This is a genomic window from Variovorax sp. Root318D1 (assembly GCF_001424835.1).
Taxonomy (GTDB): Bacteria; Pseudomonadota; Gammaproteobacteria; order Burkholderiales; family Burkholderiaceae_C; genus Variovorax.
The window spans coordinates 64,757-77,469 of the sequence record NZ_LMCQ01000021.1; the positions used below are offsets into that span (position 1 = coordinate 64,757).

At 67.4% G+C, this 12,713-nt stretch carries 7 protein-coding genes; 3 read left to right on the forward strand and 4 right to left on the reverse strand.

Annotated features, from left to right (window positions below; all coding sequences use genetic code 11):
• Positions 1–2: 2 nt before the first annotated feature.
• Positions 3–863 carry a class I SAM-dependent methyltransferase gene (locus ASC78_RS18820; protein ID WP_055804543.1) on the reverse strand — a complete coding sequence of 287 codons (861 nt, stop codon included), beginning with the start codon at positions 861–863 and terminating at the stop codon, positions 3–5.
• A gap of 74 nt (positions 864–937) precedes the next feature.
• Here ASC78_RS18820 and ASC78_RS18825 point away from each other — a divergent pair, with 74 nt between their 5' ends.
• From ASC78_RS18825 to ASC78_RS18835, 3 genes are all read left to right on the forward strand, one after another.
• Entirely contained in the window at positions 938–1,384 is a 447-nt protein-coding gene (locus tag ASC78_RS18825; protein ID WP_055804546.1) for a helix-turn-helix domain-containing protein, read from the forward strand.
• Positions 1,385–1,476: 92 nt separating this feature from the next.
• Positions 1,477–3,069, forward strand: coding sequence for a hypothetical protein (locus ASC78_RS18830; RefSeq protein ID WP_055804549.1), 1,593 nt, complete (start codon positions 1,477–1,479; stop codon positions 3,067–3,069).
• A gap of 206 nt (positions 3,070–3,275) precedes the next feature.
• Entirely contained in the window at positions 3,276–3,614 is a 339-nt protein-coding gene (locus tag ASC78_RS18835) for a PRC-barrel domain-containing protein (RefSeq protein WP_055804551.1), read from the forward strand.
• Positions 3,615–3,650: 36 nt separating this feature from the next.
• Here ASC78_RS18835 and ASC78_RS18840 read toward each other — a convergent pair whose 3' ends face one another.
• The 3 genes from ASC78_RS18840 to glgX are packed head-to-tail and all read right to left on the reverse strand — an operon-like array spanning position 3,651 to position 12,695.
• Positions 3,651–8,711 (reverse strand): malto-oligosyltrehalose synthase, encoded by a 5,061-nt coding sequence (locus tag ASC78_RS18840; protein WP_235505134.1) that lies wholly within the window; start codon positions 8,709–8,711, stop codon positions 3,651–3,653.
• Positions 8,704–10,536, reverse strand: a complete 1,833-nt coding sequence (treZ, locus tag ASC78_RS18845; protein ID WP_055805048.1) for a malto-oligosyltrehalose trehalohydrolase — start codon at positions 10,534–10,536, stop codon at positions 8,704–8,706. Before treZ ends, ASC78_RS18840 begins: the two co-directional genes overlap by 8 nt.
• Positions 10,533–12,695, reverse strand: a complete 2,163-nt coding sequence (glgX, locus tag ASC78_RS18850) for a glycogen debranching protein GlgX (RefSeq protein ID WP_055804554.1) — start codon at positions 12,693–12,695, stop codon at positions 10,533–10,535. Before glgX ends, treZ begins: the two co-directional genes overlap by 4 nt.
• Positions 12,696–12,713 lie beyond the last annotated feature (18 nt).

Consider the following 12,713-nt stretch of genomic DNA (forward strand, 5'->3'; position numbering starts at 1 on the left):
CTCTACGCGGAGGGCGCGTGGGCGCCGATCATCCAGCAGGCGGCGGTGAAGCGAACTTCGCCGCCGCGCACAAAGGGCTCGAAGGCGGCACGCACGGTTTGGATGACCTGCGCGCGCTTGCGCTCGTCGGGCTCTTCCTGAAGCATCAGGCCCACGGGGCCGAGCCGGGTGAAATAGCCGTTCAGGGCCTTCTCAGGCATCGCGCACTCGACATCCATCGGCTGGATGTCGATGCCGGTCCATCCGCTCTCCTCCAGGATGGAAGACACCCGTTCGCGGTCGGCAAAGGCGAACTGTCCCGGCGCGCCGGGCTGGCGGGCCGGCATGTTCGGCAGCAGCGGTGCGGCGGCACGCTCGGCCGTTGTCATGAACGGGTTTTCCGCGGGGCTACGCCAGGCAAGGGCCCGGAGCGCCGCGCCGCCCTGTGCCGCCTGCCGCAGGTTTTCAAAGGCCTGCACCGGGCTGTCGAAGAACATCACGCCGAAGCGCGAGATGATCATGTCGAAGCTTGCGGGCTCGAAGGCGTGGCGCTGGGCGTCGGCGCAAATGAAGGTGGCCATGGAGCCTTCGCGCTGGGCGCGTTCGCGGGCGGCGGCGATCATCGGCTCCGAGATATCGACGCCGACGCAGTGCCCTTTCGCGCTGGCCAGCAGCCGCGCGATTGCAAGCGTAGTGGCACCCGTGCCGCAGCCCACGTCGAGCACCCGCTGTGCGGAGCCGGCGCGCACCTCATCGACAAGCCGGTCTTCGAAGGGCTGCAATATCGCGTCGAGCGAGGCTTGCGCATCGACCCAGGCGCGGCCGGCGCGGCCATTCCAGAGCGCGGTCTGTTCGGTTTCCTTTTGCTGTTGTGTGATGTCCATGATCGTTTCTCCTTGGCTGGCCTCGAGAGGCGGAAGCTAGACTGTGCAACTTCAAGTCGACTTGAGGTCAAGAGGTGACGACAACACATCTGGATATTTCCCAGGTGGCGCAGCAATCGGGCGTTCCTGCATCGACGCTGCGCTTCTACGAGGAAAAGGGGCTCATCGCCTCCACCGGCCGGCGCGGCCTGCGCCGCCTGTTCGATTCTGGCGTGCTGGAACAGCTGGCGTTGATTGCCGTGGGTCGCGACGCGGGCTTTTCGCTCGATGAGATCGGGCGCATGTTCGCGCGGGATGGCAAGCCGAGCATCGACCGCAAGATGCTCGCGTCGAAGGCGGACGAACTGGACAGGACCATCCGCAGACTCAGCGCGATGCGCGACGGCCTGCGCCACGCCGCGGCCTGCCCCGCGCCCAGCCACATGGAATGCCCGACGTTCCGCCGCATCCTGCGGGCGGCTGCGTCTGGAGCCATCAAGGCGCAAGGGAAGAAAGCCAAGCGACCGGGCGACCCTTCTTGAATGCCGAGCGACGACAGACACAGGAGCCGTGTGCCCGGTTCAACACTATGATCCCCTCGCCCTGAACTCCGCCATCGGCCCCTGCATCGCCCATGACGCACTACCTGCGCCGCATCCTCTGTGTCTTGCTCTGCCTGCCGGCCTTGGCCCTTGCGTCGGGGCCCACCGAATTCATCGCCGCCCTGCGCGAAACGACAGTGGGCGGCAACGCAGCCCAGGCCTTCTTCCTCATTCGCATGTTGCGCAGCGCCGAAGCGCCCGCTGCCGAGGTGGAGGACATGCGCCGCGAACTCCTGCATGCGTATGTGGCCCAGATCACTGGCCCGGCTGCTACCCCCGCGCCCCGGCCCGGCGCCTGGGAGTCCTTGAAGCGCCAGCTGCCCGGCATGGCACCCACCCCGAAAGACACCGTGGCCGCCGCGATTGCGCGCGGCCACGCGCGAAGCGACGTGCTCGATGCCCCCTTTCGCGCCGTCTGGCAAGGCGCGCTCAACCAGGGGCTGGCCCCGCGGTGGGAGACCGGCGCCGCGCGCACGCCCTTCTTCGCGATTGAGAGACGCGACATGCAGCCCATCGCGCCCGGCCTGTGGGCTGCGCCGGCCGCCGACGGCAGAGTCCGCCTGATGCTGGCGCTGCGCTTGGCCAACACCTCCACGCAGCCGCTTCCCGTTTTTCGGCCCGACATCATTCTGGGCGGTGCGCCCGGCACCGGGCTCGGCGGCCTGGCCTTTGCCTGCGCCTGGGATCGCCCGGAAGACAACCTGAGCGTCATGCAGGCCAATGCGGTGACCATGGTGCAACCCGGCGAAGCGTCCGGGCCATTGGCGTGCGAGGCGCAGCCCGCCCCCATGCATTGGCGCGAGCAATTGCCAGCGCTCATGGCGGCCGGCGTCACCGCAACAAAGCCGCTTCTGGTGCCGCACGATCTGGACAACGCACGGCGCCTGTATCACCTGGAACTGGCGCTGACGGAACTCGCGCCGCAAGCCGAAGACTGGGGCCAGCGGCTGTTGACGGCACGCCACGAGCCTGGGCGGCAATGGGCGCCCGGCGCGCTCCCGCTGGAGCCGCCCGTGTCGAGCCGTTGGGCCGCGCGGCCCCACCAAGGCTGGAAGTCGTCTGCTGCGGCGCTGAAGTACTTCCTGGCCGCCACCGTGCTCGCGCTTGCCTTGTTTGCCGGCGGGCGCGGCCTGCTGTGCGTGGGCATCCCGAAGTTCGCCGTGGCGGCGGGCACGCTGCTGGCCGGCACAGGCCTTACGGTGCTGGCCGCCACGAGCCTGGGCGGTGGTGGCACCGGCTACGGCCATCCGCTGTACACCGGCATCGCCTTGTGGAGTGTCTACTTCGGGCCCATTGTGCTGTGCGTGCTGGCGCTGCACGGTCTGCAAAAGCTGCTGGACAAAGAGCAGATCGACTGGTGGGACGCCGTGGCCAACGGCTGGCGCAATGCGCTCGACCTGACTTCCACGACCAGCCGCGCAGAGTTCTGGGTCTTTCTCGCCCACTGCGCCTGGCTGTGGGCACTCGCACGCATCTGCCTCGTGCCGCTGGACCGCTGGATCGGCCTCGCCCTTCTGCTGCCGCTGGCGACGCTGACCGCGCGGCGGCTGCGCAGCATGTCGGGCAAGGAAATGCTGGAAGTGGGCCTGTCCACTGCATGCCTGGTGTTGCTCGTCTTGCTTTGACGCCAACCAGTCGGCAAGGCATACACGCAGCCGCAGCGGGCCGAAAGATCCCGATCGGAGTTCTGCCCGTGGGTGCCAGACAGCCTCCTACAAGACGACGTTCCCTTGACCGATGCGGCGCAAATTTTCCGCGCCGAAAGTTGCATGTCTGGGCATTGCAACCAACGCCGTCCTTCCCCAGAAATGGCGGCCGGAGACTTACTTCCATGGCAAGCGCCAATCCAGTTATTTCTTCAGAGCGTGTCGAGGGCACATCCGTCTACAACCCAGCGGGAGACAAACTCGGCAGCATCGACGATCTCATGATCGACAAGATCTCGGGCCAGGTCCGTTACGCCGTATTGGAGTTTGGCGGGTTCCTGGGCATAGGCACCGACCGCTACCCACTCCCTTGGTCCATGCTGAAGTACGACACTTCGCAGGACGGCTACGTGGTGCCGTTGACCAAGGAGCAGATCGACGGCGCGCCGCGCTACGCGAGCGACAAGGTGCCGGACTACGACGACAGGTACAGCGGAACCATTGACAAGTATTACGGGCTGTAGGAGGGTGTGGGCCGCGGGGTTGCAAGGCGCCGCGGCCTATTGCTCAATCTTGAATGCACACCAGGGCATCCGACAAAATGCCTCGTCAAGCGGAACGACATTCCCGTTGATCGAGAGCGTTTCCCCCGTCAGCACGTTCTCGAACCCCGCGCCTTCCAACCCCTCGGGCAGCAGCACCCTCGTCCCCTGCCAAGCCGCCGCATCCGGAAGCACCGGCGCGTTGCCTTCTGCCTCGCGCGGCATTCCGGCAAACAACCGCCCGGCCATCATCAACAACGTACGCCCTTCGTGCCTTCGCGCGAAAGCCACCACGTGCTGCGCCAGCGGCCCTTCGACAGGCAACCCTTCATACCCACCTTCGCGGAAAAGTTCCGCGCACTCGCGCCGCATCGACAGCATCCGCCAGATGAACCAGAGCTTCGCGCCGCCGTCGTGCGGCGCCGCGGCGAGCGCCTGTACGCGCGCTGGCAGGTCGGGCTCGCCGGCCATTTCTTGGAGTTGCTCCAGGCGCCGGGTGCGCAGCTCATAGTCCACCGGCCGCCGGTTGTCCGGGTCGACCAGGCTCAGGTCGATGAGCTCGCTGCCTTGATAGAGATCTGGTACGCCGGGCGAGGCGTATTTCAGCAGCGTAAGGGTCAAACCGTTCCATGCGCCGAACCACGACAGGCGATCGGCCATGCGCTGGATGTCTGCGAGGCAGCCGCCCGTCGAGCGGTCGGACAGGATGCGCTGCACCAGGTTTTCGAGCGCCCCCTCGTACTGCGGCTCGGGCTGGGTCCAGCGCGTGTGGAGCTTGGCTTCGCGCGCAGCCTTCTGCATGTACTGCCAGATGCGCGCGGCGTACGCCGGCACTGCGTCCGCATCGAGGCCGCCAAACGGCAAAGTGCCCAGCAGGGTCTGGTAGAGCAGGTATTCGTCGGCGCGTGAAGGTGCGGCAACCTCCTGCCCGCCGCAGCAGAGCGCATGCCAGCGCGCGAGCGCATCGCGCCACTCGCCGGGTATTTCGGAGAGCACGTCGATGCGGTTGCGAACGTCTTCCGAACGCTTGTTGTCGTGCGTCGAAGTCGCAAGCATGGTGTGCGGCCAGTGCCGCGCGCGGTCGGCGCTGAGCACGTGAAACTCGGGCACGTCGAAGCCGAAGTGATCGGGCTCGCCGCCCACTTCGTTGAGCGAGCTGAGCGGAAAGTAGCGGTAGAACGAAGTGTCCTCCACGCCCTTGGCCGCGACCGGCGCGCTGAACTGCTGAAAGCGCATCGCGAAACGGCGCACGCGTTCGGCCAGCGCGGGCGTCGCATGCTCGGCCGCTTCGCCGCGCAGCGCGCGGCGCACAAAGGCAAACACCGAGCGGTCGGCGTCGCGGCTCTGGCGTTCGGCCGACTCGGTGGCGGCGTCGATGAAATGCGCATCCTGCGCGGAGGGCGCATCGACGATGTAGGTGCGGTACACGGGCATGCACGCCGCCACGCCGGTGAGCGCGCGGCGCAATGCGTTGAGGGTGTAGTCGCGCGTGCTGCGGTCGGCCCGCGCAATCCTGAGCAGCTCGGTGGAGAGCACGTTCAGTTCCGACGACAGCGCATTGCGGATGACCTCGCGCTTGCTCGACCGGGCCACGGCGTCGAAGTCTTGCGTCTCGCCCGTGAACTCATGCCAGGTCTTGCGCAAGGCGCCCGCCGCGGCAGCGTCGACCAGCACGCCGTTCGCCACATTCGCAAAGCGGTAGCCGGTGGTGCCGTGCACATGCCATTGCACGGGCACTTCCTCTTCCGATGCGGCGATCTTCTCGGCCACCACGTAGAGGGGCCGCGGCGGACGGCCCTCCGCGTCCATGGTGGCCGGCAGAACGATACCTGCGCGACGCGCATAGCCTTCCTGCAGTTGCCGGAAGTAGCGCGCGGGATCATAGAGGCCGTCGGGGTGATCGATGCGCAAGCCGTCCACCACGCCGGCCGCCGCCAGGTCGAGCGCGAAGGACTGCGTGGCCTCGAACACCTCGTCGCGCTCCATGCGCACCGCCGCCAGGTCGTTGATGTCGAAGAAGCGCCGGTAGTTGATTTCGTCGGCCGCCACGCGCCAGTAGGAGAGCCGGTAGGCCTGCACGTCGATGAGCTTGTGCAGATCGTCGCGGGCCTCGGGCGAACTCAGGTTGAGCTCGGCCACGGCCGCCAGCACAGCGCGCGCCAGCGACGGGTGCGCCTGCGCCAGATGCGCGAGCCGTGCCTTGAACAGCTCCTTGTCGCGCACGCGCTCCGTGCACTCGGCGGGCGTTTGCGCGTGCTGGCCGGGCAGGTGCCCAAAGGCAGTCGAGAGGCTGGCCAATTGCGCCGTGAGCGCCGGGTCCTTCAGGTGCGGCAGTGCGCGCGCCAGCACCACCGGGTAGCTTTCGGGCGCAAGCGGAAACCGGTGGTCGAAGTAGCGCAGCGCAAAGCTGCCCTCCGCCGCCTCGAAATGCAGCACCAGCTCTCCGCTGGAAAGTACCTCGCCGTAATGGCCGCCAAGCACTGGCAGCAGAACCTTGCCGGCCAGTTCCTTGTTGAGCGGCTGCCAGTCGATGTCGAAATGATGCGCGAACAGCGAGGCCGGGCCGTTCTCCAGCACGTCCATCCACCACGCGTTGTCGGCGCCGAGCACGCCCATGTGATTGGGCACCATGTCCAGCAGCTGCCCCAGGCCGTGCGCCTGCAGCGCTTCGACAAAGCGTGCGAATCCTTCGGCGCCGCCGAGTTCGGGGTTGATCTCTGCATGGGCCACGACGTCGTAGCCGTGGGTGCTGCCCGCGCGCGCCCGCTGGATTGGCGAGCAATACACGTGGCTGACGCCAAGCTGCGCAAGATAAGGCAGCACGCGAATCGCGTCATCGAAGCCGAAGCCCTGGTGAAACTGCAGGCGGTAGGTGGCTCGCGGCACGCGCGCCTGGAGCCGCTGTGGCGTCGGCTCCGCGCCCACACTGCGGCGCGGCCGCACCGTGCGCAGGTGCCCTGAGAGGCCCTTCATCGCATCGCCGGCCACGAGTTCCTGCACGGTCGGTACCAGCTTGCGCCGCCAGTTGGGATGCGTGTCGGTGGTACCGGGCATGTTGGCCTGGTCCACTTCACCGGCCACGTCTTCCAGCTGAAAAACCATCAACGCCGACGGCGCTGCGGCAAGGAAGGCATGCACCGCCTGCATGGTGCGCGTCGAAGGGGTGGCATGCGCCAGCGCCTGCGCCGCTTCGTCCTGCGACAGCAAACCCGCCTCGCGCACCGCCAGCAGCAAGCGGATGCGTTCCTGCGCACGGCCGAGCAGCTGCACGTCGAACAAGCGCGGATCGGGAAAGAGGCCAAGCGCCAGGCGCAGCCGAAGATCGTGGCCCGACCACCAGCCGGCCAGCGTGGCCAAATCGTGCGTGCTGATGGCGACCAGCGCCGCCGCGGGATAGGTCTCGGGGGGCGTGAAGCCGCCGTCCTGCTGCTTCTCGAAATACAGCAGCCGGTATGACAGCACGTCGGCGCGCGCGAGCGCTTCGCGCATCGCGTCTTCCACCGTGCCCAGGTCTTCGCCCACCACCATGCAACTGTTTCGATGGCTCTCCAGCGCGACGATGGCGAGCATCTCTTCCACCGGGTAGCGAACGTAGGCGCCGTCGTGCGCGGTACGGTCCGGCGGAATCCAGAACAGGCGCATCAGGCCCATCACGTGGTCGATGCGCAGCGCGCCCGCATGCCGCATGTTGGCGCGCAGCATCTGGACGAAGGGCTCGTAATGGTGGGTGCGAAGCCGGTCAGGGCGCAGCGGCGGAAGCCCCCAGTTCTGCCCGGCCGGATTGAACTCGTCGGGCGGTGCGCCGATGCTGGCACCGACTGCGAAGCAATGCTGCGAGGTCCATGCGTCGGAGCCGCCGCGGTCCGCCGAGACGGCCAGGTCCAGGTAGAGCCCGATACCCATGCCGAGCGCCGTGCAACGGTCCCCCGCGCGCGCCAACTGGCGATCGGCCACCCATTGCAGGTACTGGTGGTACTGCAGGCGACTCTCATGCTGCACCTCGAAGGCCTTCACCTCGGGCGAATCGGCCTCGCGATAGGCTTCGGGCCACGCAAGCCAGCTCCAGCAGTGCGGATCGGCCGCGGCAAAGTGGCTCTGCAGCGCCTCGAAAAGCGCATGCCGCCGCAGCGGCTCGCCATGCGCGGACACAAAGGCAAGGAACGCCTCGCCTCTTTCATCGGGCGCACCGGCCGGCGACAAGTGATGCGAGCGAAAGTGCTCGAACAGCAGCTCCAGCACTTCGAACTTTGCAGCCGCCACGCCGGCATGGTCGACCAGCGGCGCAGCCCGGAGCGCCGCGAGGCGGCCCTGGAACTCGGGCGACTCCACGCGCCGGCGCGCGGCCTCGCAGTGCGCAAAGTCGTCAGCCGCTTCGACGTCGATGTACAGCACGTTGAGCCACTGCCGGGACGACGGGCTGTAGGGACTGGCACGCGACGGATCGGTCGGGAACAGCGCATGCAGCGGGTTGAGCCCGACCACGTCGGCGCCCTGCCCGGCCATGCCGTCGATCAGCGCCTCCAGGTCGCCAAAATCGCCCATGCCCCAGTTGCGTTGAGAACGCAATGCATACAGCTGCACCGCCGGCCCCCAGACGCGGCCGCCATCGCGCACCGCGGGCGGCCGGTAGCAGCGACCCGGGGACGCGACCACCAGGGTGCGGCCCACCAGGCCGTCGATGTGCAGCCAGTGATAGCCAGGCGCGAGCGGCTCAGTGAGTTCCAGCGTGCAGCAGCCATGCGGCCATGGCTGTGCGTCGGCTTCGCCTTGGCGCGAACGCCCTTCCTCGTCGCTCAACCGCCAATGGAGCCTGCCGGAAAGATGCGGCAGTTGCAGCGACCAGTGCGGCGCATCCGCTTGCACCACCAGCACCGGCGGCATGGCCGGCAAGGGCGACGAACCGGCGGCATCCACTTCGGCAGCGCCCGCGTGCACGCCGAACTCGCCCAGCAACGCGGCCAGGCTCTCGGGCGTGGCGTGGCGCTGCGTTCCAAATGCATCGACATAGGCGGCCGAAATGCCGTGGTGCCGGCACAAGCGTTCCAGCGCGTCGTGGTCCCAGTGGCTCGGATCAGTCAACGACCATGTCCTCCAGCGTCGCATGCACGGCGCCGCGCTCGAGCCGCAGGCCCTTTGCATCGGCCGCGGAGCGCGCGCTGTAGATCACTGCGCCGGGCGGTGCCGCAGCTTGCACGGCAGGCTGCGTGCCAAGGTTGGAAAGCAGATGAAGACGCTTGCCGCCCAGCTTCCAATCGAGCTGGATGACGCCCTCTTCAGCGCGATGGTTTCCGGCACGGTGCGCGCCCGCCAGGTGCGGCACCAACAGGCGATGGCGCACGTCGAGCAACTGCTTCACTTCGCACAGCCGCGCAAAGTGCGGCTGCGTGCCGCGCTCGCGCCAGCGCAGCTTCGATGCAAGGAAAGTCTCCTCGGCATTGGGATCGGGAATGCGCGCGCGGGCCGCCTCGTCGGCAAAGGCCGCGAAGCCGCCGAACTCCGCGCGGCGTCCCTCGGCCACCGCAGAAGCCAGCTCGGGCCCGAAGTCGCAAAAATAAAGGAACGGCGAAGACGCCGCGAACTCGTCGCCCATGAAGAACATGGGCACGTGCGGCGACAACAGCAGGCAGGCGAATGCGGCGCGCACCAGCACCGGGTCTCCCAGCGAATGGATGCGTTCGCCGAACGCGCGGTTGCCCACCTGGTCGTGAGTCTGCAGGTAGGACACGAAGGCCGTGGGCGGCAGCTGCGTGCTGGGTTCGCCCCGCGGCTCTCCGCCGCGAAATTCCGACCGCTGGCCCTGATAGATGAAGCCCTCGGCCAGCGAGCGCGCAAAGCCGGCCGGTGGGTCGTCGGCGTAGTCCTCGTAGTAGCCGTCGCGTTCGCCAGTGGCCAGCGTGTGCACTGCGTGGTGAAGGTCGTCGTTCCACTGCGCGGTGGCGGCGATGGGCCGGTCGCTGCCATCACGCGCGAGCATCGAGGCCTGGTTGGCGTCGTTCTCCAGCACCAGGTGCACATGCCTCTCGCGCGCCGGCCCGGCGTCGAGCGCCTCGCGGATTTCTTGCACGATGTGCTTTGGAGACGTATCGCGAATGGCGTGGATCGCATCCATGCGCAGGCCATCGACGTGAAACTCTTCCACCCAGTACAACGCGTTGTGTATGAAGAAGTCGCGCACGGTGCGCGAGCCGGCACCGTCGAAGTTGATGGCCGAACCCCAGGGCGTGCGCTCCGCCGCATTGAAGAACTCAGGGCAGCACGCATGCAGGTAGTTGCCCTCGGGCCCGAAGTGGTTGTAGACCACGTCGACCAGCACCATGAGCCCCAGCGCATGCGCGGCGGCGACCAGCACTTTGAGATCGTCCGGCGTTCCATAGGTGGCGTCCGGCGCGAACTGCAGCACGCCGTCGTAGCCCCAGTTGCGCGCGCCCGGAAAATCCGCGAGCGGCATGAGCTCGATGGCGGTGACGCCGAGCTCCGCCAGTTCGCGAAGCCGCTCGCGCGTGGCGTTGAAAGTGCCTTCCTCGGTGAAGGTGCCGACGTGGAGCTCGTACACCACGGCCTCATGCCAGGGGCGGCCGCGCCACTCGGCATCGGTCCACTCGAAGCGGCCGGGATCGACGACCTGGCTGGGCTTGTGCACGTCTTGCGGGTTGAAGCGCGAGGCGGGGTCGGGCATGGTGGTGCCGTTGGGCAGGCGGTAGGCATAGCTGTCGCCATCGCGCGCATCAGCGAGCGTGAGGCGATGCCAGCCATCGGCGCCGCGCTGCATGGCATGCGACACAGCCGCTGCTCCGGCGGGCGTGTGCAGCAGCAAGATGTCGTTGGCCGAAGGCGCCCAGAGCGCAAAGTCGACGCCGCCGCCATGCACCGTGGCGCCAAAGGGCATTGCGTGGACACGTTTCATGGCCGCACGTCCGGCCGGCTCAGCACCACCAGCGAGCGGCACTGCAGCGGATAAGCGGGCTCCGACCACGCGGGCGCGAGCGCGGCCACGTCCTCGGTGGCGGGCGGCGGCGTGCCGCTGGCAGTGTCGAGCAGCAACCGCCAGGCGCCATACCGTGCGGCTGGCAGCGTGAACGAAATCTCGTCGTGGTGCGCATTGAACAGCACCAGAAAATCGTCGTCGTGCTGCGCCTCCCCGCGTGGCCCGCGGTCGGCAATGCCACCGCCGGACATGTACATCGCAATGCACCGCGCGTTAGTGTCGCTCCAGTCCTCGGGCCGCATCTCTGCGCCGTCGGGCTTGAGCCAGATCACGTCGGTCACGCTCTCGGCTTCAGAGGGCTTGCCGGCAAAGAAGGTGCGCCGCCGGAACGAGGGGTGCGCACGCCGCAGCGCGATGGTGCGCTCCACGAAGGTGATGAGCGCCTGGCGTTCCGGCGTGGGGGTCCAGTCGATCCAGCTGATGTCGTTGTCCTGGCAATAAGCGTTGTTGTTGCCGTTCTGCGTGTGGCCGCGCTCGTCGCCGGCCAAGAGCATCGGCACGCCTTGCGACAGCAGCAGCGTGGCAAGCAGGTTGCGCTTCTGGCGCTCGCGCAGGCTTTCGATCTCCGGGTCCGTGGTCGGCCCCTCGGCGCCGCAGTTCCATGAGATGTTGTGGCTGTTGCCGTCGCGGTTGTCCTCGCCGTTGGCCTCGTTGTGCTTCTCGTTGTAGGAGACCAGGTCGTTGAGCGTGAAGCCGTCGTGCGCGGTGATGAAATTGATGCTCGCATTGGGCCGCTTGCCCGACCAGCCATAGAGATCTTCCGAGCCCGAAAGCCGTTTTCCGACCTCGCCGATCACGCCCGGATCGCCTTTCCAGAAGCCGCGCATGCCGTCGCGGTAGCGGTCGTTCCACTCGGCCCAGCCGAGCGGAAAGTTGCCCACCTGGTAGCCGCCGTGCCCGAGGTCCCAGGGCTCGGCGATGAGCTTGACGCGGTTGAGCGTCGGGTCTTGCCGGATGGCATCGAAGAAGCCGCCCAGGTTCTCGACCTTGCCGGCTTCGCGTGCGAGTGCCGATGCCAGATCGAAACGGAAACCGTCGACGTGCATCTCCTCGGCCCAGTAGCGCAGCGAATCCATCACCAGTTGCAGGGCATGCGGGTGCTCGAGGTTGACCGTGTTGCCGCAACCCGTGAAGTCGTCGTAGTAGCGCCGGCGCTCGGCGTTGATGATGTAGTAGGAGGCGTTGTCCACGCCGCGCATCGAGAGCGTGGGCCCGAGCTGGTTGCCCTCGCAGGTGTGGTTGTAGACCACGTCGAGGATCACCTCGATGCCCGCCGAGTGCAGCGTCTTCACCATCGTCTTGAACTCCTTCACCTTGCCCGATGCGCTGTAGCGCATCTCGGGGGCAAAGTAGGCCAGCGAGTTGTAGCCCCAGTAGTTCTGCAGGCCCTTCTCGGCCAGGTGCCTGTCGTTCAGGAAGCTGTGCACCGGCAGCAGCTCGATGGTGGTCACGCCCAGCCGCTTCAGGTAGTCGACCACGGGCGCGCAGCACAGGCCGCCGTAGGTGCCGCGCAGCTCGGGCGGCACCTCGGGGTGGCGCATGGTGAAGCCGCGTACGTGCAGCTCGTAGATCACCATGTCCTGCCAGGGCACCGACGGCCTGCGGTCGTCGCCCCAGGTGAAGGCGGGCTCCAGCACGCGGCCCTTGGGCACCAGCGGCGCGCTGTCTCGGCGGTCGAACGAAAGGTCTTCACGCTTGCTGCCTACCGTATAGCCGTAGAGCGCATCGCCCCAGCGCAGCTCGCCCACCGTGTCTTTCGCGTAGGGGTCGACCAGCAGCTTGTGCGGATTGAAGCGGTGGCCCTCTTCGGGCTTGTAGGGGCCATGCACGCGGTAGCCGTAAGCCTGCCCGGGACGGGCCTCGGGCAGGTAGCAGTGCCAGACACCGTCGGTGCGCTCCCGGATCGGGATGCGCTGGAGTTCATGGCGGCCCTTCTCGTCGAAAAGGCACAGCTCCACGCCTTGGGCGTGCTGGGAAAAGAGCGCGAAATTCACGCCCTCCCCGTCCCAGTTGGCGCCTCGCGGATAAGGGCGCCCCGGCCACACGGCCGTGATCGAATTGCGTTGGCTGCGTGTCATCAAATTGGGATGTGGGAG